This window comes from Amycolatopsis sp. DSM 110486 (assembly GCF_019468465.1).
GTDB lineage: Bacteria > Actinomycetota > Actinomycetes > Mycobacteriales > Pseudonocardiaceae > Amycolatopsis.
The window spans coordinates 2,888,480-2,907,692 of sequence record NZ_CP080519.1; the positions used below are offsets into that span (position 1 = coordinate 2,888,480).

Sequence of the window (19,213 nt, forward strand, 5' to 3'; positions counted from 1 at the left end):
CATATTGCTGACTAGCGTCAATGTTGTGTAGACGCTTGATCGGCGATACTCACCCGGTTGAGCTGCGCCGCCGCCCAGGACACGAAGAGCCACAACGCTATCGCGGCCGCCGTGTCGGTGAAGATCGTCGCGAACCAGAACGCCGGGATCTGCGGCACGCCGACCAGGAAGTGACCCGCGCTGACCAGGCCACCCAGCGAGCAGACCAGCAGAAACCCCAACGCCCGCCAGTACCGCCCGCGGACGTAGTAGCGGTAGCCGGCCAGCCCGAACCCCGTGAACAGCACCCACCCGAACGCGACGACGATCTGCGCCGCGAGCACGGGGATCCCCGGGATCTGCGGGTAGTCCTGCGCGCGGATGACGTTGTGCGCGTAGTGGAACGTGGTCGTGAGCAGCGTGAACGCGAGGATCACGCGGAGTGCGGTGAGACCTCTGTCAGGCATAACCGATCGCCCCCTGTGCGATTTGATAGATCGCTCTAGCGAGAAGGGTAACGCCGGTCCGCCGCTCACACCAGATCAATGCGGTGGTACTTCACCGGATACCCGGCCTTCGCGAACGCCGCCGCCATGGGTTTGTTCGTGACGTCCGTGGCGGCGACGATCGTCTCGGCGCCGTGCCCGACCAGCTCGTGCGTGGCCTCGACGAGCAGGTCGTAGGCGTAGTTATGGCCACGCTGCTCCGGCACGACACCGACGTACGCGACGATCGGGACCGTCGGGTTGCGAGCGGGAATGGTGAGGCCGACGAGGTCACCTTCGGGCGTGTACGCGAGGCGCCACCAGTCGCGCGGGCTCGGCAGCCGGCGCAGAAGGTCGAGGTCTTCCTGCGCCGCCGCGTCGAGGCCGTGCTCGGCGGTGGTGCGGCGGACATGCGCGTCGAGGCTGCCCTGGTGGACGCGGCGGAAGACCGCGAGGATCTTGTCGTCTTGCGGCTCTGCCCGGAACTCGAGGCGACGGGGTCGTTCCGGGAGGCCGTCGGCGACGGTCCAGGTGTAGCGGTAGCGCTCGACGAGCACCTCCATCCCCGCGGCTTCCGCGGCCTCGATGCGGGTTTCGACCTCGGGTTTGACGGCTGGGTCGTCACGCCAGCCGGGCGGGACGGTCAGGGAGTACTCGGCACGGAACGGCGCTTGGCGGAGGACTTCCACGCCGGCGTCAAAGTCGGTGAAGTCGAACCAGTCGAGGGCCAGGGGCGCTTCGTCGTTTTTGCTCGCCCACCAGGCCGCGCGTGCCACGGGTTTGCCGTTTCGGGCGGCGATCCAGGTCCACTCGGGACGGTATTCGCCGTGTTGGGCCATTTCTTCGTAGTCCCGCCCGAGCAGGGCGCTGCCCACACACTGGGTTGCAGGGAGGTTGGTGAACAGGTGTTCCTCACCCGCGACGAGCGGGCGCACGACCAGATCGGTCATGAGATTCCTTCCGGGAGTTCCGCGCTCCCGTCAGGCCCTCGGCACCCTCAGCCGGAGGTGGGAACGCGTGATCGAGTAGCCGAACATGGCGTCCACCTCCTTTCCGTTCGTGAGGGTGCTGGGCGGTACTCAACCGGGCGGGGGCTGGGGTGGTCAACCGGTTTTCACCTCGGCGAGGCGCTCGCGCAGGCGGTGGAGCGTGCGCAGCGTGATCTCGAGGTCTTCGGGTGACAACCCGGCGGCCACGGCGTCGGCCCACCGGACACGGCGGGTCTCCAGTTCACGGAGAGCCTTCCGCGCCGCAGGGGTCAGGTGGAGCAGGGGCGCGCGGGCGTCAGTGGGGTTCGGCGCTCGGGTGAGCATTCCGTTGCGCAGCAAGCGGTTCACCGTTTCCTGCACGCTCTGCCGGCGCAGGCCCCGGCGGCGGGCGAGGTCGGCGGCCGTGGTGGGGCCGTCTTCGAGGAAGCCGAGGACCTGCCACTGGGCGGCAGTGAGGCCGGCCGGGGCGGTGAGGGCGTCGCCGGTGGTGAGGAGGGTGCCGTTGGTCAGGAAGACGTCGTTGACGAGCTGGGTGAGGCGCTGCGCCCGGTCGGTCATGCGTGCTAGCGTCTCATATTGACAGGCACCTGTCGAAAGGGGAACGGCATGGAGATGCCACGAAGAGGCGACGCGCACGAGGCACTGGGCGCGCTGGTCGGGGACTGGGCGGGCGTTGAGGAGCTCGCGGCGTCGCCATGGGCGCCCGCGGCCACCGCGAAGGCCACAGCCAGTTACCGAGCCGCGCTGGACGGGTTCGCGGTGGTGCAGGAGTACGTCCAGACGCGCGAGGACGGCAGCAACTTCCTGGGCCACAACGTTTTCACCGTCGACCCGGCCACGCAGGAAACGCTCTGGTACGGCTTCGACAGCTACGGCTTCCCGCCCGGCGAGCCCGGCCGCGGTGGGTGGCGCGAAGGGACCCTCCACCTCGAGAAGCGCACCCCGCGTGGCGTCGCGTGGCATCGGCTCCAACCGGAAGGCGACACACTCATCCACGAGATCGACGTGAAGATGGGCGACGCCGCGGAGTTCAGCCCGTTCCTCCGAGCCCGCTACGCACGTACGCGGTAAGAAGGGGCATGAGTGAGTCGACCACCCAGGCCAACGGCGTAACCCTCTGCCACGAGGAGTTCGGCGCCGCGACGGCCCCGCCGCTGGTGCTGATCATGGGCCTCGCCGCGCCGATGACCTGGTGGGACGACGACTTCTGCGAGCAGCTCGCCGGCCGGGGCTTCCGCGTGGTCCGCTTCGACAACCGCGACGCCGGGCGCTCGCAGCGCATGTCCGGGCGCGCCGACGTCGTGCGCGCCTACCTGCTGCGCGCGGCGCCGTACTCGGTGGCCGACATGGCCGACGACACCGCCGGCCTGCTCGACGCCCTCGGCATCGAGCGCGCCCACGTCGTCGGCGCGTCGCTGGGCGGCATGATCGCGCAGACGCTCGCCATCCGGCACCCGGGCCGCGTCCGGTCGCTGACGTCGATCATGTCCACCACCGGCAACCGCCTGATCGGCCACCCGAGCCCGCGCGCCGCTGCGTCGATGCTGGCGCCGCAGCCGCGCAGCCGCGAGGAGTACGTCGAGCTGCTGGTCAAGACGTTCCGCCTCATCGGCTCCCCCGGCTACCCCTTCGACGAGAAACGCATCCGCGAACGCGCCGAACGCACCTTCGACCGCGGCGTCAACCCGGGCGGCGCCGCGCGCCAGCTCGCCGCGATCCTCTCGACCCGCGACCGCACGGCCGCCCTGCGCCGCCTCGCCCTCCCGTCCCTCGTCATCCACGGCGCGCGCGACCCGCTCGTCCACGTCTCCGGCGGCCGCGCCACGGCCCGCGCTCTTCGCGCCGACCTCGACGTCGTCCCGGGCATGGGCCACGACCTGCCGGAACCCGTGTGGCCCCGCGTGCTGGACGGCATCGCGCGGGTGGCGGCACAGGCCTGACTCACTGCGCCACCAACCCACCGTCCACGGCCCACGCCTGCCCCGTCACGAAGGACGCCCGGTCGGACAGCAGTCAGGCCACCGCCTTTCACTGCTGAAGACCGGCTGCAGGAGCTTGCGCAGCCGGCGGCCCCGCGAGCCTCGACGGCCGCGCGAACCTCGTCTGTCCTGTATGGACACTCGGATCGGGCACGAGGTGCGCCCGTGCGCGTTGTCGGCGGTGCCTAGAGCGTGATCACACCCAGGTGCGTGAAGTGCGTGGCCAGCCGGAAATCGGGACGGACCTCGACCGGTTCGATGAGGCCATCGGTCATCACGAGCAGGCCTTCCTCCGCGTCGACACCGGCCAGCGCCTGCGCCGGGTGGCCCACCGCGGCCCCCGTAGCCGTGTCCACGATCTGGCCGTCGACTTCCAGCAGCACGGCTTCCAGCGTGAGGTCGAGTCCGTCCGGCGAGACCCCGACGCGGCCGAGCCGGACGGCCGTGACGGCACCGTCGTCGAGCAGCGCAACGCCGCCGTACACGCGCGAGACGGCTTCGAGCGCGGTCACCCCGGGACCCACCACACCCTGAACCAGCCGGAAAACCAGCACCGGCTGCACCCGCATCCCGGCGGCCACGGGAGCCGTGAGCATCTCGTCCGTCAACAGCACGCGTCCTCCTCGGCCGCGAACACCGCGGTCACACTGCCGAGCCCGGCCATCGTCGCGACGACCGTGTCCCCCGGCCCCACCGGAAACGCGCGCGTCATCGATCCCGGCAGCACCACGTGCCCCGGCTCCAGCGTCACGCCGAGCGGGCCGACGGTGTTGGCCAGCCACACGAGCGCGTTCACCGGCGAACCCAGCACGGCGCCGCCGGCGCCGGTCGCGGCGAGCGTGCCGTTCACGTGCAGGGTGCAGCCGGTGAGCCGTAGGTCCACGTCAGCCAGGGCCGTAGGGCGGCTGCCGAGCAGGACACCGCCGGACGAGGCGTTGTCGGCGATCGTGTCGAACAGCGAAATGCGCCAGTCGCGGATGCGCGAGTCGACGATCTCCAGCGCCGGCAGCACGAAGTCGACGGCACGCACGGCGTCGGCCACCGTCACACCCGGCCCACGCAGGGGCGCGCCGAGTACGAACGCGACCTCCGGCTCGATCCGCGGCTGCAGGAACAGGCCCGCGGGGATGGGCTGGTGTTCGAGGTGGAACATCGAGGCGGTGAGGTGACCGTAGTCGGGCTGGTCCACGCCCATCTGCCGCTGCATCGCGGCCGACGCGAGCCCCACCTTGTGACCGCGCACGACGTCGCCGGCCTCGACCCAGCGGCGCACGAGCTCGAGCTGGATCCGGTAGGCGTCCTCGGCCGTCCCACCCGCGAACGGCTCGACGGGCTCGCGCCGTTCGTGGGCCCGGACCAGGCTGTCGACGACTTCGCGCAGGTGCTCCACGCCGTCGAACTCTCCCGGACCGGCCGGTGCCGACCAAGGCGTTCGTTCCGCTGGACGGCACGCCGAAATATCTCGCGAAGAAACTTCTTGCGCGCGAGAGATTGGGAGAGTAGGTTTTGAAGCATCAGCCCCAGAGAGGACGTGACCGGAAATGGCACCAACCGAGACAGACGTCGCGAAGCTCACCGAAGCCCGCGACCAGCTGCGGGACAAGCACCTCCACCCGGCCGCCGTCCGGCCCACGACCGCGGGCCGCGGCATCCACCACACCGCGCTGCTCTCCAGTGACGTCGAGCGGACGATCAACTTCTACCAGGACGTGCTCGGCTTCCCGCTCACCGAACTGATCGAGAACCGGGACTACCCGGGCTCCAGCCACTTCTTCTTCGACGTCGGCAACGGCAACGCGGTCGCCTTCTTCGACCTGCCGGGTCTCGACCTCGGCCCGTACGCGGAGGTCCTCGGCGGCCTGCACCACCTCGCGCTCTCGCTGACGCCGGAGAACTGGGCCGGCGCGCGCGACCGCCTCGACAAGGCGGGCGTGAAGTACCTGGAGGAGAGCGGCACGTCCATCTACTTCACCGACCCCGACGGCGCGCGTATCGAGCTCATCGCCGACAACCTCGGTGAGATGTACGGCTCGAAGATCGGCTGACGCGGAATCCTCCTCTTTCGAACGGCGTTCAACCGACATGCAACCTGAAGAAATCCTCGCGAACGCCACGACGATCGCGGTGGTCGGCCTGAGCCGCGACCCGGCGAAGGCCGCGCACGGGGTGCCGGCCACGCTGCAGGCCCACGGTTTCCGCATCATCCCCGTGCACCCGTCGGCCACAGAGCTGCTCGGCGAGAAGGTCTACCGGTCCCTGAAGGACATCCCGGAGCCGGTGGACCTCGTCGACGTCTTCCGCCCGGCCGCCGAGGCCCCGGGGATCGCGGCCGACGCCGTCGCCATCGGTGCGAAAGCGCTGTGGCTGCAGCAGGGCATCGTCTCCGCCGAGGCGAAGCGCATCGCTGAGGAGGGCGGGCTCGAGTACGTGGAGAACCGCTGCACCGCGGTGGTCCGCGCGGTCGCCGCGATCTCGAAGAACTGATCGCGGCCGGCCTAGGGCATCATCAACGCGTAGCAGCGTCCGCCGGCCGAGGCGCGCTCCTGGCCGGCGAGGCACCGTGACCGACGAACAGCCCCACCACCGCGGCGACCGGGCCGTTTTCGCCGAAGACCTGCGTGCCGACGGGGAACCGGAGGCCGAGTTCAACCCCGGCATCGCCGGGCGGCTGCCGCGGAAGAACGTCGCCGCCGGCGCGCTCGTGCGCGACGATCAGGGCCGGGTGCTGTTCGTCGACCCGACCTACAAGCCGTTCCTGGAGATCCCCGGGGGCATGGTCGAGGACGACGAGTCCCCGCTCGCCGCCTGCCACCGTGAGGTCCGTGAGGAGCTCGGCCTCGAGCTCACGCTGGGGCGGCTGCTGCTCGTCGACTGGATGCCGACCCACGGCGTCTGGCGCGACAGCCTGCAGCTGATCTTCGACGGCGGCACCCTCAGCCGCGCGCAGATCCGGGCCATCGACCCGGCCGGCGACGAGCTCGGCGGCTTCGAGTTCCTGGGCCTGGACGCGGCCAGGCCACGGCTGCGGCCGTCCAAGGCCAGGCGCGTGGCATTGGCGCATCAAGCCCTGCTCTCCGGCGAGACTTGCTACGGAGAGTTCGGCCGCCCAGCGCAGTAGAGCAGCTCAGTTCGGCATCGACTGCGGCCCCGTCGGGACCGACGGCGCCGGGTTGTCGCGGACCTGGACCTGCGCCTGCAGCAGGTCCGCCGTCGTCGCCGGATAGTGCAACGCGCGGTTGTCGCGCGGGTAGCGCGAAGGCTGCCGGTCGAACCGGAACGCCGACGTCAGGTCACCGACCGTACGGCGGCGCCAAGCGCTGATGTGCGGCTCCCGCACGCCGAACCGCGCTTCCAGCAGCCGGATCAACGACGTGTGGTCGAACGTCTCCGAGCTCACGTACCCGCCGGCCGTCCACGGCGACACCACCACGGTCGGCACGCGGAACCCGAGGCCGATCGGCACGCCGCCGACGAACTCGTCCGGCGTGCCGGCGGGCGGGGTCGGCGGGGCGACGTGGTCGAAGTACCCGTCGTTCTCGTCGTAGGTGAGGATGAACGCCGTCTTGGCCCACACGTCCGGGTTGGCGGCGATCGCGTCCAGTTTCGACGCGATGTACTGCGCGCCCGCCGCGGGCATCCAGTTCGGGTGCTCGGTCTGCGCCGAGGGCGCCACCAGCCACGAAACGGCGGGCAGGTTGTCGTTGCGGGCGTCGTACTCGAACCAGCCCGCCGACTTCTTCACCATCGCGTTCTTGTGGAGCGGCGACGACTTCGGCGCGTCCGCGAACTGGCGGAACCAGGCCAGCGCGTTGTCGTCGTAGTTGGCCTCCTCCTGGTAGATCCGCCAGGAAACGCCGGCCTCGGTGAGCCGCTCCGGGTAGGTCTTCCAGGACAGCGCCGGGTTGTCCGACGACATGAAGTTGGTGTTCGCGGGTCCGCCGGCGGTGCCGTGCGGGTCGATCCAGCCGGTCCACATGTAGAGCCGGTTGGGGTTCGTCGGGCCGATCACCGAGCAGTGGTAGTGGTCGCAGACCGTGAACGCCTCGGCGAGCGCGAAGTGGAACGGGATGTCGTCGCGATCGTAGTAGGCCATGGTCTTGGCGCCCTTGGCCTCGATCCAGCGGTCCATCTTCCCGTTGTTCCACGCGGTGTGCTGGTCGGTCCAGTCGTGCGGGAGGCCGGGTGTGGCCTGCGCGCTCGTCTCGCGCGTGTTGTAGCGGAACGGCAGCAGGTAGCCGTCCGGGTGGCCGCTGTAGGGCTGCTGGAAGACGGAGTTGCCGCCGGCGAGTTTCAACGCGTGCGGGTCGGCGAAGCCGCGCACACCGTCCATGGTGCCGAAGTAGTGGTCGAACGAGCGGTTCTCCTGCATCAGGATCACGATGTGCTCGATGTCCTCGAGCCTGCCCGGCCGGCGCGCGGGCTCGGCCAGCGCCTTGCGGACGTTCGCCGGCAGCGCGAGCGATCCGGCGGCTGCCGCGGCGGCCGCGGCAGCGCCCAGAACCCGGCGCCGGGTGAACTCGCTCACGCTCTCACTCCAAAGTGGACGATACGATCGTTTCCCGTGTCCGCCACGAAGATCCGGCCCTGCGCGTCCACGGCCACGCCGAGCGGGAAGCTCAAGGCACCGGGCCCGTCGGTGCCGAACTCGGCGCGGTACGGGCCGGTGGTGCGGAACTGCGCGACCCAGCCGTAGTCGGGGACGGTCACGTACGCGTCGCCCTGGGTGTTGAGCGCGACGCCCGCGGGGTTGGACAGGCCGCCGAACTCGCTGTTCTGGCCGCCGCCGATCGAGCCGATCGCCTTGCCGTCGCCGGAGTAGTGCACGACCGCGACGCTGCCGCTCGCAGCGCGGCCGTTCTGCACGATCCACGCGCCGCCCGCGCCGTCGCTGACGATGCCCTGCGGCGAGCTGACCTTCTCGGTGATGTCGGTGAGCGCCTTGCCCGTGTGGGTGTCGAAGCGGGCCACGCGCTGGTGGCCGGTGTCCGAGACGAGCAGCCGGCCCGCGGTGTCGATGGCGACGCCACGCGGGTTGTCGAGCTTGCCGGCGCCGTACTCGCGCGCGAAGCCGCCCCACCAGGAGTACTGGACAACGCGGTTGTTGCCGGTGTCGGCCACGTAGACGTTGCCCGCGTGGTCCACGGCCACGGCCTGCGGCGCCTTGAACCGGCCGGCGAGTACGCGCACCAGCCGGCCGTCGCGAGTGAAGGCCTGCACGCGGTCGTTGCCGGTGTCGGCGACCCAGACCTGGCCCCGCGCGTCGACCGTGAGGCCGGCCGGGCTGCTGAACTGCGACGGTCCGGGGCCGCTGCGGCCGAACGCGCCCTGGTACACGGGCGGCGGCGTCTGCGGCGTCGGACGTACGACGAAGCGCACGGGTTCGGCGAGCCAGGCGTAGCCGTCGTTCGCGAGGTAGAACGCGAGGTAGTTCCCGGGGCCGAGAGAGCCGGTGGAGAACGAGACGGTGCCGGTCGCGAGCGGGGTGTACTCCCACAGCGTCGACGGGCCGACGTAGGACTGGTCGACGGGACCGCCGCCCGGGTCGGAGTAGAGCCCGACCCAGTTCTTCGGGGTCACCGACGACTGGGGCGTCGTGTAGGTGAAGGTGATCAGCTCGCCCTGCTCCACGGAGGGCGCACTGCTGACCAGGGTGCCGGTAGCCACGGGCACAGCATCCACTGGCACGGTCGTACCAGGAAAGCCGGGGTGGTGGGTGTTCAGGAAGAGTTCGCTCAGGTGACGAGCCGGTAGCCGACCCCGCGCACGGTCTCGATGGTGTGGGTGCCGAACGGGGCGTCGATCTTGCGCCGGAGGTAGCCGACGTAGACCTCGACCACGTTCTCGTCGCCCTCGTAGTGCGCGTCCCAAACGTGACCGAGGATCTCGTTCTTCGTCAGCGCAGCGCCCCGGCGGCGGAGCAGGAACTCGAGCAGACCGAACTCGCGGGCGGTCAGGTCGATCCGCCGCTCTCCCCTGTGGACGGTGCGGGCGGCGGGGTCGAGTTTGAGGTCGCCGGCCGCGAGCACGGCGGGGCGGGCGGGGGCACCTCGTCTGAGCAGGGCCCGAAGGCGGGCGACGAGGACGACGAAGGAGAATGGTTTGGACAGGTAGTCGTCGGCGCCGAGGTCGAACGCGTCGGCCTCGTCGTACTCGCCGTCCTTGGCGGTGAGCATGAGGACGGGCGTCCAATTCTCCCTGGCCCGCAGGCGTTTGAGGACTTCGTAGCCGGAGAGCTCGGGGAGCATGATGTCGAGCACGACGGTGTCGTAGTCGTGCTCGGTGGCCGACCACAGGCCGTCGGGTCCGGTGTGGACGACGTCGACGGTGAACCCCTCCGCGACGAGTCCCCGGCGCAGGGTTTCGGCGAGCTCGCGCTCGTCCTCGACAATCAGCAGCCGCACGGTCAGTCCTCCTCGAGGCAGGGCAGTTCGATCCGGAAGTGCGCACCCGGGTAGCTGGGGTCGGTGACGTCCACATAGGACGCGTGGCCGCCGTGGCGCGCGGCGATGCCCGCGACGATCGGGAGGCCTAGGCCGGTGCCGCCGTGGCCGCGCTGTCGCGAGGCGTCGAGCCGGACGAACCGTTCGAAGACGCGCTCGCGGTCTTCGGGCGCGACGCCGGGGCCGTCGTCGCTGACCTCGACCACGGCGGTGTTTTCGTGGACCCAGCTGGCGATGCGGACGCGTTCGCGGGCGTGGCCGCGGGCGTTGTCGACGAGGTTGCGCACGGCCCGCCTCAGCTGTGCTTCGCTGCCGCGGACTTTGGCCGGCCCGGCACGGACCTCGATCGTGACGGGACCTTCCGCGCGGATGCGCCTGCCCTCGGCGCGGACGATGTCGTCGAGGTCCACTTCGGTCGTGGCGGGGCGGTCGGTGGTGTCGTCGGTGCGGGCGAGCATGAGGAGGTCGTCGACGAGCTCACGCAGGCGCGCGGTTTCCCGGGTGATCACGGGGACGAGCTCACCGGTCGTCTCGGGGTGGCGGCCGGAGACGTCGAGGGCGGTGCTGATCGTCGAGAGTGGACTGCGGAGCTCGTGGCTGGCGTCCGCGACGAACCTGCGTTGCGCGGCTTGGGCGGAGTGCAGCCGGGTGAGCATCTCGTTGAGGGTCACGGCGAGGCGGTGGACCTCGTCGTTGCCGGGTGGCAATGGGACTCTCGCGGCGAGGTCCCTTGTGGACACTTCGGCGACGGTGCGGCGCATACGTTCCACCGGCCGCAGCGCCGCGCCGACGGATCGGTGGACGGCGAATCCGGCGATGGCGAGGACGGGCAGGGAAATCAGGGCCAGCAGAAGGGTGAGCCGGGTTGAGGCTTCGGTGACGGGTTCGAGGGATCTCGCCGAGATGACGGTGTAAGGCCCACCCGGTCCCCTGACGCCTTGGGAAACGACGCGGTAGTCGGCGCCGTCGCCGTTCAGGTCCAGCGGCAGGGTTTCGACGGTTTCCCGGCCGGGCTCGGGCCGGTCCGAGGTCAGGGGCGGATGGCCGGTGATGGCGGGGTCGCCGGCGATGGGCGTGCCGACCTTGTCGAGCACCTGCGTGACAGCCTCGGTGTCGCCGGTGCTGGCGACGTCGCTGGCGGAGAGGTCGCGTGAGCCTTCGCGGACGAGCTGGATGGCGACCTGCCGGCCAGTGCTGCGCGCACTCTCCGTCACGCTACGGTCGAGCGACTCTTCGAGCAGCACGACGACGACCACGCACGCCACCGCGATGGCCAACGCCAGCACCACCACCGCGACGGCCGTGGTCCGCATCCGGACGCCGATCACCGCTCGCACGTACGCAGGGTAACGATTTCCGGGCCGGGTGCCGGCGGCTGTCCTATTCGGACTCGTGAATGATTTGTTAGTCGTCCTAACGATCGGAGGTTGAACCATTCAGGCCAACCTTGACCTGCCGCAATACGAAAGTAGGTCAAGATCTTCCGTCCATACATCCGAGGTGTTAGCGTCCAACCCCGCTTAGCGGAAACACGTGCCGATGAGCGGGAATTTGGGCGAAGGGGCGAACGGCGTGACGGAACGAGGGCTGGACCAGAGCGGCACGCTGGAGCGAGGGCTCGCGGTGCTGGAACACGTGGGGCAGCACCAGGAGATTTCCACCAACGCGATCGCAAGGCAACTGGGGCTCTCGCGAAGCGCGGCGTACCGCATCGTCGGCACCCTCAAGCGGCTCGAATACCTCGAAGCGGACACCGTGACCGGCCGCGTGCGCCTCGGCACGCGGCTCGTCGAGCTCGGCGCCCGCGCGATGGCCGCGACCGACCTGCACCGCTGCGCGCCGCGCTACCTGGCGTCGCTGGCCGAACGTTCGGGCGAGACGACCTACCTCGCCGTGCCCGACAACGACACCATGGTCTACGTCGCGACCGAGCGCAGCGCCAGCGCCGTCACGCTCGCCTGCCGTCTCGGCACGCGCCGCCCCCAGCACGCGACCTCGCTGGGCAAGGCGTGGCTCGCGGCGTTGCCGGAGATGGACCGGGTGGAGCGCGTGCGCCGCATGAAGCTCGACAGCCTCACCCTCAAGACCATCATCGATCCCGGCCGGCTCCTCGACGACCTCGCCCGCACGAGCCGCCGCGGGTGGGCCATCGACGACGTCGAGAACGAGCCTGACGTGGGTTGCGTCGCCGCCGCCGTCCGCGACCACTCCGGGCGGCCCATCGCGGCGATCAGCGTGGCCGGTCCGGCGCCCCGGGTGCTGCGCCGCGTGGAGGAACTGGGCGCGACCGTGGCGGGGACGGCTGCGGCGCTTTCGCTTCGGCTGGGGTACGTCCGGAGCCGGTAGGGCTCCCCGTCTCGTCCCAGCCCAGCTCCGGCTCGGCTTCGGTCCACCCACGACCGACACATCAAGCCGGCTGCCACCGCGACCGGCTCGACCCTCCGCCGGGCTCGTGCCGCGGCAACTCCGCGCACCCCAGCCCGAACCGGCCGGACACACGCCAAACCGGTCGCCGTCGTGACCAGTAGACCCGCCTCACCCCAGGCTCGGCACCGGCCGCAGCCGAAACACCCGCCGCCAGCGTAGGCCGGCTCGGCGTCCGCCGTGGTCGGCAGGAAACGAAACCCCTGGGTCTCCCGGAACCGCCGCCGTCGGGAGGGCCGGACGGATCAGCGAAGGGGCTGACGCGTGACCTGGATCCAGGATTACCAACCGGCGGGCGGGCTGTGGGTGTCCGCGGTGCTCGCCGCGCTGCCGATCATCGTGTTGCTGGTGGCGCTGGGCGTCGTGAAGCTGTCGGCGCACCTGTCGGCGGCGTTGGCGCTCATCACGGCGCTCGAGGTGGCGCTGCTGCTCTACCGGATGCCGGCGGGGCTCGCGCTCGACTCGGCTGTGATGGGCGTGGTCTTCGGCGTGTGGTCGGTGGCGTGGATCGCGTTCCACGCCGTGTACTTCCACAACGTCACGGTGACCACGGGCCGCTTCGACAGCATCAAGCGCGTGCTCGCCGGGTTCAGTGAGGACCGGCGGCTGCAGGCATTGCTGATCGCGTTCAGTTTCGGCGCGCTGCTGGAGGGCGTCGCGGGTGGTGGGTCGCCGATCGCGATCACGGCGGCGATGATGGCGGCGCTCGGCTTCCCGCCGGTGAAGGCCGTGGTGCTGGCGTTGCTGGCGAACACCGCGCCGGTGGCTTTCGGAGGGCTCGGCAACCCGTTGATCGTGCTGGGCCGCCTGACCGGGCCGATCATGCACCTCAAGCCGGAAGAGGCGACGGCCGCGTTTTCGTCGATGGTCGGGCGGCAGGTGCAGTTCCTGGCGGTGATCATCCCGGCGTTCCTGATCGTCGTGCTGGCCGGCTGGAAGAAGATGCTGGAGGTCTGGCCCGCCGTCGTCACGGCCGGGCTGGCGTTCGCGCTCATGCAGTTCGCGGCGTCGAACTACATCAGCGCGAGCCTCGTCGACGTGCTCGCCGCCCTCGCCGCGATGGCCGCGCTGTACGTGCTCACGCGGTTCTGGCAGCCGAGGACCGTGTGGCGTTTCGAGGGCGAGGAACCCGTCAAGTCGACGAGCCTGGGCGCGGCGAAGTCCGAACGCGGTGCGCTCTACGCCTGGATGCCGTACGTGATCCTGATCCTCGCGATCTTCCTGTCGCGCATCGGCACGATCTTCGCGCACCTGCCCGTGTGGTTGGACCTCACGAAGCTGCTGCACAAGGCCGACTGGGTGTTCGCGTGGCCGGGGCTGCACAACCACGTGATCCAGCACGCGCCGATCACACCGAAGGACACGCCGTACGCGGCGACGTTCACCGTCGACTTCCTCTTCTCCCCCGGCACGATCGCGCTCATCGCCACGGTGATCGCCGGCTTCGCGATGGGCGCCCGGCCGAAGCAACTGGTGCAGACGTACCGCAGCACGCTGCACCAGATGCGCTGGGCGCTGGCGACGATCTTCATGATCCTGGCCATCGCGTTCGTGATGAACTACTCCGGCGCCACGCAGACGCTCGGCCTCGCGCTGGCCACGACAGGCGTGCTGTTCCCGATCTTCTCCGCCTACATCGGCTGGCTCGGCGTGTTCCTGACCGGCTCCGACGCGTCGACCAACAGCCTTTTCGGGCCCATGCAAGTGATCTCCGCGCAGCAGCTGCACCTCAACCCCGTGCTGGCCGGCGCCACGAACACCTCCGGCGGCGTGATGGGCAAGATGATCTCGCCGCAGAACCTGTCGATCGGCGCGACGGCGATCGGGCAGAGCGGCAAGGAAGGAGCACTGTTGCGCCAGACGTTCCTGTGGTCGCTCGCCCTCACCGCCGTGGTCGGCGTGATCTCACTGCTGCAGGCGACCGTACTCGGTTTCATGATCCCCTGACACGGTTTGCGCGTTTCCCGGCAACCAGTCACCGTCCACTGTGGGCGGTGACTGGGCTGTCCGGATGAAAACCGGACACACCCGGCTCCGCGCGACCTACCGTGGTGCACATGCCACTGACGCTGATCAAAGGCACGTTCCAGCTCCTCGGTGCCGCACCGGACGGCGACTCCGTGCGGTTCTACCCCGACGACCCTTCCGCCACGAAGAAGGCCGGCCTGCGCGTCCGCCTCAACTCCCGCGGCGGTATGCAGCTGCGCCTCGACGCAATCGACGCGCTCGAGACCCACTACCGTCCACGCGGCGGCGAGATGCTGCACCAGCCCGCCGGGCTCGGCGACGCCGCGGCCGACCGGCTCGTGTCACTGCTGGGTTTCACGTCCGTCACGCGGGACGAAGGCGGCGTCGTCACGGCGGCGAAACCGGAGAAAGTCGCGGGGCACATCCTCACGCGCTTCGCCGACAAGTACGGCCGCGCGGTCGCGTTCGCCTTCCCGGGTCAGCGACCCGGCCGTTCGGTGGACGGCAGCGAGGTGTTCCTCGATGCGAAAACGGTGAAGAACTCGGTGAATTTCCAGTTGATTTCGGAGGGTCTCACGTATCCGACGTTCTATTCGCTGTTGTACGTCGATCTGCGCCAGGCGCTGGCCGACGCTGCCTCGTCCGCGCGAGCGTCGGGGAGCGGTGTGTGGGCAACGGACGTGACCACTGAGGGTTTTCGGCTCCGGTCTCGGGCTCAGCTGCAGGATGAGCTCGTGCTGCTGCCCAAGCTGTTCCGCCGACTGGCCGATTACCTTGCTCTGGACGAGACGGGCGGCGTCTCGCTGGCCGGCTTCGCCCACTTCCTCGACACGCGCGACGACCGGTTGTTCACCGTCCCGGACGGACAGTCGACGGAGCTCGCGACTCTGGTGGAGGTGAAGCGGCAGACGGTGAAGCTGGTGGTGCCGCCGGAACGGATCGTGTTCGTGGAAGCGTAAACAACGCGAGATCAGCAAGCCGCCGCGCGGTCGAGCAGCAGAGTGCGCTCGCGGGCGTTCCCCGTCATGTCCGCCGCGCGTTCGAACTCCGCCTTCGCTTCGGCCCGACGGCCCAGCTTCACCAGAAAATCCCCCCGGACACTCGGCAGGAGGTGGTAGTTCTTCAACGCCGGCTCGTCCTTCAGCTTGTCCACAAGCTCCAAGCCGGCCTCCGGACCTTCAGCCATCGACACCGCCACCGCCCGGTTCAGCTCGATCACCGGCGAAGGCGTCAGCTGCGCAAGCCCCGTGTACAACGCGGCGATCCGCGCCCAATCCGTTTCCTCCGGCACCCGCGCCCGGGCATGACACGCGGCGATCGCCGCCTGCGCCGAATAGGGCCCGTAAGCACCCTCGGCCAGTTCCTCAGAACGAGCCAACGCCGCAAGCCCACGACGGATCAGCAACTGGTCCCAACGACCCCGATCCTGCTCCATCAACAACACCGGCTCCCCGGACGGCCCGGTCCGCGCGGCCGACCGCGAAGCCTGGATCTCCAGCAGCGCCGCCAACCCGTGGACCTCGGGTTCCGTTGGCATGAGCCCCGTGAGCACGCGGGCCAGCCGGAGGGCGTCTTCGCACAGGGCGGGGCGCAGCCAGTCGTCGCCGTGGGTGGCGGAGTAGCCCTCGTTGAAGATCAGGTAGATGACTTCCAGCACGGACGACAGGCGGGCCATGCGCTCTTCGCCGACGGGGACCTCGAAGGGCACCTTCGCGTCGGCCAGCGATTTCTTCGCGCGTACGATCCGTTGCGCCACAGTGGATTCCTTGACGAGGAACGCGCGGGCGATCTCGTCGGTGGTGAGGCCGCCGAGCATGCGCAGCGTGAGGGCGACGCGCGCCGGTGTGGGCAGCACCGGGTGGCACGCGGTGAAGACCAACCGGAGGATGTCGTCCTCGATGTGTTCCTCGTCGAGGACCGCGTCGAAGTCGTCGAGGTCCGGCTCGAAGACCTGCTGCTCGCGGCCGAGCTCGTCGAGCTTGCGGCCGAACGTCTCGTTGCGGCGGAACTGGTCGATGGCGCGGCGTTTGGCCGTGGTCATCAACCACGCGCCGGGGTTGCGCGGCACACCGGTCTCCGGCCACTGCTCCAGCGCGGCGACCAGCGCGTCCTGCGCGAGCTCCTCCGCGAGCCCGACGTCGCGCATCATCCGCGCGAGGCCCGCGATCACCCGCGCCGACTCGATCCGCCAGACCGCCTCCACGGCACCGTGCGTCTCCACGGGCCCATCAGACAGGCTGGCCCGCCCGAGAGCAAGCCTCGGGCGGGCGCGGCGTCACGGAACGAGCGGCCTGATCTCGACGACCCCCGCCTGCAGGTCGGGGTTGGGCGCGCGCTTGAGCAGCTCGACGATCTCCGCCACCGACTCCCCCTGCAGGACCCACAGCCCGGCCACGAGCTCCTTCGTCTCCGCGAACGGCCCGTCGACCACCTGCGGCTGCGGCTCGCCGTCGAAGTAGACCAACCGCGCGCCCTTCGAGCTGGGGGCGAGGCCCTCGGCCTGCACGAGGTGCCCCGACGCCGCCAGCTCGTCGTTGAACTTCCCCATCTGCGCCATCAGCTCGGCGCTCGGCATGACCCCCGCCTCGGAGTCGGCGTTGGCCTTGACCATCACGAGGAAGCGCATCAGGCGTTCTTCGCCGCTTCCGCGCGCAGCTTCTCCTCGGCCTCACGCAGCTCCGGCGTCAGGTTGTCGCCGAAGTCCTCGGCCTCGGCGATGCGCCGGATCTCGATCTCGTGGTGCGCGCCGTCCGTGTTGGGCACGCGCTTCACCCACTCGATGACCTCTTCCTTCGACTTCACCTGCAGGATCCAGAAGCCGGCCACGAGCTCCTTGCTCTCGGCGAACGGGCCGTCGATCACGGTCGGCTCGGTGTTGCCCGCGAAGCGCACGCGCGCACCCTCCGAGCTCGGCAGGAGCCCCTCACCGGCGAGCATCACGCCCGCCTTCACGAGTTCCTCGTTGAACTTGCCCATCTCGGTGAGCATTTCCGTCGTGGGCACCGAGTTGGCCTCGGACTCTTCGCTCGCCTTCATGATCACCATGAACCGCATTTGGGAGATCCTCTCTTTTCGGTTTTGCCGTCACCCCTGCGTCGAACGGGCGGCCGCTGGATCGACAAGGCGCCCGAACTTTTTTTCCCGCGGCCGAAACTAGCAGGTCAGGCGCCCGCTTGGGGGACAAATCGGGCATGGGAGAATTCTCCGTCGTGGCGCACCTTCCCAACGACCTGCGAACCGCCCTCGACCACGAGCTCGGCCGCTTCCCCGAATCCCGGCTCGCCCAGGCGGTCGACAAGCTCAGCTCGCGCTACCGCTCCGGCGAAGCCGCGACGTCGCCGATCCTCACCTCGGAGCTCGACGTCGCCGCCTACGCGGGTTACCGCATGCCGGCGACGTACGCGGCCGTCAGCTCCGTGCTCAGTGAAGTGGCGGCGGCCGCGCCCGAGTTCGCGCCGCGCACGCAGCTCGACGTCGGTGGCGGCACGGGCGCGGCGATCTGGGCCGCGGCCCGCGCGTGGCCGACGCTGGAAAAGTGCACGGTCGTCGAGCAGGTCGCCGGCGCACTCACCCTGGGCCGGAAACTCGCGGCGAGCGCCGCGGACGCGGCGGTCCGCGGGGCGACGTGGCAGCGCGGGCTGATCGATCCGTCGTCGCCGCTGCCGGCCGCCGACCTGGTGACACTGTCGTACGTCCTGGGCGAGCTGCCGGAACGCACGCGCGACGAGGTGGTGCGCTGGCTCGCCGCGTCGGGTGGTGCGGTGGCGCTGATCGAGCCCGGCACGCCCGCCGGGTTCGCCCGCATCCGCGCGGCGCGCGACGTGCTGCGCGGCCTCGGCCACACGGTGCTCGCGCCGTGCCCGCACGACGGCGAGTGCCCCGTCAAACCCGGCGAGGACTGGTGTCACTTCGCCGCGCGCCTGCCGCGAAGTGGCGTGCACCGGCGCATCAAGGCGGGCACGCTGGGGTTCGAGGACGAGAAGTTCTCCTACGTCGTCGCGGCGCCGGCGGGCGTCGCGGCCGACCGCGCCGACGCGCGGATCCTGCGGCACCCGCGCAAGCACAAGGGCTTCGTGCAGCTCGACCTGTGTACGGTGGATGGCCTCGCTTCCGGCGTCACCGTGTCCAAACGCCACGGCCCCCGCTACCGCGCCGCGCGCGACGCGGAATGGGGCGACGCTTGGACCACGAACACCGGGACCACGAAGGAGTAGTCCGATGGGGAAGGTTGTCGCGGAGATCAGCATGTCGCTCGACGGGGTCGTCGCCGGCCCGGGCACGGACACCGACAACCGCCTCGGCCGCGACGGCGAGCTGCTGCACACCTGGATGGCCCACGGCACCGAGGCCGACCACGACGTGATGGCCGGGTTTTTCACCGGCACCGGCGCGTTCGTGCTCGGGCGCACCACGTTCGACATGGGCATCGACGTCTGGGGCCCGGACGGCGCCTTCGAGCGGCCGGCGTTCGTCCTCACCCACCGCGCGGCCGAGCCGCTGGAGCGCGGAAAGACCACGTTCACCTTCGTCACCGACGGCCCGGAAGCCGCGCTGACTCAAGCCCGAGAAGCCGCGGGCGAACACGATGTCGTGCTGATGAGCGGCTCGGCGATCAGCCAGTACCTGCGCCTCGGCCTCGTCGACGAGCTGCGGCTGCACCTCGTGCCCTTGCTGTTCGGCGACGGCGTGCGGCTGTTCGACGACCTCGCCGACCACCGCGTGGCACTGGAGCGCACCGACGCCGTCACCACGCCGACGATGACGCACCTGACCTACCGCGTCACCTCTCTCGAACGCACGGCGTAGCCGCCGGTGCCCGAGTGAGTAGCACAGTCGTGCCTTTCCCGGGCCCGGGAAGGAAAAGCCTGAGGCCGACGGACACAACGTGTTCCCGAAAGCCTCCGCCACCACGCTGCCGGTGCCGCCGCGGACCCGCTCCTCCTAGCCTC

Annotated in this window: 22 protein-coding genes; 10 read left to right on the top strand and 12 right to left on the bottom strand. The window is 70.1% G+C overall.

Annotated elements, in window-relative coordinates:
* Positions 1-17 precede the first annotated feature (17 nt).
* The 3 genes from K1T34_RS14100 to K1T34_RS14110 form a co-directional block, all read right to left on the bottom strand.
* Entirely contained in the window at positions 18-446 is a 429-nt protein-coding gene (locus K1T34_RS14100) for a hypothetical protein (RefSeq protein ID WP_220244715.1), read from the bottom strand.
* Between the two features lie 65 nt (positions 447-511).
* Positions 512-1,414, bottom strand: coding sequence for a GNAT family N-acetyltransferase (locus K1T34_RS14105; protein WP_220244716.1), 903 nt, complete (start codon positions 1,412-1,414; stop codon positions 512-514).
* A 153-nt stretch (positions 1,415-1,567) separates the two neighbouring features.
* A complete protein-coding gene (locus K1T34_RS14110; RefSeq protein ID WP_220244717.1) occupies positions 1,568-2,011 on the bottom strand; it encodes a MarR family winged helix-turn-helix transcriptional regulator in 444 nt (147 codons plus the stop codon).
* A 48-nt stretch (positions 2,012-2,059) separates the two neighbouring features.
* Here K1T34_RS14110 and K1T34_RS14115 point away from each other — a divergent pair, with 48 nt between their 5' ends.
* Together K1T34_RS14115 and K1T34_RS14120 are read left to right on the top strand one after the other, a co-directional pair.
* On the top strand, positions 2,060-2,524 hold the full coding sequence (locus K1T34_RS14115; protein WP_220244718.1) for a DUF1579 family protein: 465 nt from the start codon (positions 2,060-2,062) through the stop codon (positions 2,522-2,524).
* A gap of 8 nt (positions 2,525-2,532) precedes the next feature.
* On the top strand, positions 2,533-3,393 hold the full coding sequence (locus K1T34_RS14120) for an alpha/beta fold hydrolase (protein ID WP_220244719.1): 861 nt from the start codon (positions 2,533-2,535) through the stop codon (positions 3,391-3,393).
* A 224-nt stretch (positions 3,394-3,617) separates the two neighbouring features.
* Here the strand turns inward: K1T34_RS14120 and K1T34_RS14125 are convergent, their stop codons facing one another.
* Both K1T34_RS14125 and K1T34_RS14130 read right to left on the bottom strand, forming a co-directional pair.
* The gene (locus tag K1T34_RS14125) at positions 3,618-4,046 is read right to left on the bottom strand and encodes a hypothetical protein (protein WP_220244720.1); all 429 of its coding nucleotides are present in this window, start codon (positions 4,044-4,046) and stop codon (positions 3,618-3,620) included.
* Entirely contained in the window at positions 4,037-4,792 is a 756-nt protein-coding gene (locus K1T34_RS14130) for a 2-keto-4-pentenoate hydratase (protein ID WP_370643824.1), read from the bottom strand. The genes K1T34_RS14125 and K1T34_RS14130 overlap by 10 nt, the downstream gene beginning before the upstream one ends.
* Before the next feature lie 181 nt (positions 4,793-4,973).
* On the opposite strand from K1T34_RS14130, the gene K1T34_RS14135 reads away from it, so the two are divergent.
* From K1T34_RS14135 to K1T34_RS14145, 3 genes are all read left to right on the top strand, one after another.
* Positions 4,974-5,477 carry a VOC family protein gene (locus tag K1T34_RS14135; RefSeq protein WP_220244721.1) on the top strand — a complete coding sequence of 168 codons (504 nt, stop codon included), beginning with the start codon at positions 4,974-4,976 and terminating at the stop codon, positions 5,475-5,477.
* 37 nt (positions 5,478-5,514) lie between these two features.
* Complete coding sequence (locus tag K1T34_RS14140) at positions 5,515-5,916, top strand: CoA-binding protein (protein ID WP_220244722.1); 402 nt, start codon at positions 5,515-5,517, stop codon at positions 5,914-5,916.
* Between the two features lie 76 nt (positions 5,917-5,992).
* Positions 5,993-6,550 (top strand): NUDIX hydrolase, encoded by a 558-nt coding sequence (locus K1T34_RS14145; protein ID WP_255638505.1) that lies wholly within the window; start codon positions 5,993-5,995, stop codon positions 6,548-6,550.
* A gap of 6 nt (positions 6,551-6,556) precedes the next feature.
* Here the strand turns inward: K1T34_RS14145 and K1T34_RS14150 are convergent, their stop codons facing one another.
* The 4 genes from K1T34_RS14150 to K1T34_RS14165 all read right to left on the bottom strand — a co-directional run bounded on the left by K1T34_RS14150 (position 6,557) and on the right by K1T34_RS14165 (position 11,209).
* Positions 6,557-7,957, bottom strand: coding sequence for a phosphocholine-specific phospholipase C (locus K1T34_RS14150; RefSeq protein ID WP_220244723.1), 1,401 nt, complete (start codon positions 7,955-7,957; stop codon positions 6,557-6,559).
* Positions 7,954-9,096, bottom strand: a complete 1,143-nt coding sequence (locus tag K1T34_RS14155; protein ID WP_220244724.1) for an NHL repeat-containing protein — start codon at positions 9,094-9,096, stop codon at positions 7,954-7,956. Before K1T34_RS14155 ends, K1T34_RS14150 begins: the two co-directional genes overlap by 4 nt.
* A gap of 68 nt (positions 9,097-9,164) precedes the next feature.
* Positions 9,165-9,833 carry a response regulator transcription factor gene (locus K1T34_RS14160; RefSeq protein WP_220244725.1) on the bottom strand — a complete coding sequence of 223 codons (669 nt, stop codon included), beginning with the start codon at positions 9,831-9,833 and terminating at the stop codon, positions 9,165-9,167.
* A gap of 2 nt (positions 9,834-9,835) precedes the next feature.
* On the bottom strand, positions 9,836-11,209 hold the full coding sequence (locus tag K1T34_RS14165) for a cell wall metabolism sensor histidine kinase WalK (protein ID WP_220244726.1): 1,374 nt from the start codon (positions 11,207-11,209) through the stop codon (positions 9,836-9,838).
* Positions 11,210-11,444: 235 nt separating this feature from the next.
* Between K1T34_RS14165 and K1T34_RS14170 the strand changes: the two genes are divergently transcribed.
* The 3 genes from K1T34_RS14170 (at position 11,445) to K1T34_RS14180 (ending at position 15,223) form a co-directional block, all read left to right on the top strand.
* Positions 11,445-12,218, top strand: a complete 774-nt coding sequence (locus K1T34_RS14170; protein ID WP_255638506.1) for an IclR family transcriptional regulator — start codon at positions 11,445-11,447, stop codon at positions 12,216-12,218.
* Between the two features lie 342 nt (positions 12,219-12,560).
* Positions 12,561-14,243, top strand: a complete 1,683-nt coding sequence (locus tag K1T34_RS14175; protein WP_220244728.1) for an L-lactate permease — start codon at positions 12,561-12,563, stop codon at positions 14,241-14,243.
* Between the two features lie 110 nt (positions 14,244-14,353).
* Complete coding sequence (locus K1T34_RS14180; RefSeq protein WP_220244729.1) at positions 14,354-15,223, top strand: nuclease; 870 nt, start codon at positions 14,354-14,356, stop codon at positions 15,221-15,223.
* A gap of 11 nt (positions 15,224-15,234) precedes the next feature.
* Here K1T34_RS14180 and K1T34_RS14185 read toward each other — a convergent pair whose 3' ends face one another.
* From K1T34_RS14185 to K1T34_RS14195, 3 genes are read right to left on the bottom strand one after another with little or no spacing between them, the layout of a single operon-like run.
* Complete coding sequence (locus K1T34_RS14185; RefSeq protein ID WP_255638507.1) at positions 15,235-16,485, bottom strand: RNA polymerase sigma factor; 1,251 nt, start codon at positions 16,483-16,485, stop codon at positions 15,235-15,237.
* Positions 16,486-16,539: 54 nt separating this feature from the next.
* Positions 16,540-16,890 carry a YciI family protein gene (locus K1T34_RS14190; RefSeq protein WP_220244730.1) on the bottom strand — a complete coding sequence of 117 codons (351 nt, stop codon included), beginning with the start codon at positions 16,888-16,890 and terminating at the stop codon, positions 16,540-16,542.
* On the bottom strand, positions 16,890-17,318 hold the full coding sequence (locus tag K1T34_RS14195) for a YciI family protein (RefSeq protein ID WP_220244731.1): 429 nt from the start codon (positions 17,316-17,318) through the stop codon (positions 16,890-16,892). The genes K1T34_RS14190 and K1T34_RS14195 overlap by 1 nt, the downstream gene beginning before the upstream one ends.
* Before the next feature lie 137 nt (positions 17,319-17,455).
* Here K1T34_RS14195 and K1T34_RS14200 point away from each other — a divergent pair, with 137 nt between their 5' ends.
* Together K1T34_RS14200 and K1T34_RS14205 are read left to right on the top strand one after the other, a co-directional pair.
* Positions 17,456-18,478 (top strand): small ribosomal subunit Rsm22 family protein, encoded by a 1,023-nt coding sequence (locus tag K1T34_RS14200; RefSeq protein ID WP_220244732.1) that lies wholly within the window; start codon positions 17,456-17,458, stop codon positions 18,476-18,478.
* Between the two features lie 4 nt (positions 18,479-18,482).
* Positions 18,483-19,070: a dihydrofolate reductase family protein gene (locus K1T34_RS14205; RefSeq protein WP_220244733.1), complete on the top strand. Its 588-nt coding sequence runs from the start codon at positions 18,483-18,485 to the stop codon at positions 19,068-19,070.
* Positions 19,071-19,213: the final 143 nt, after the last annotated feature.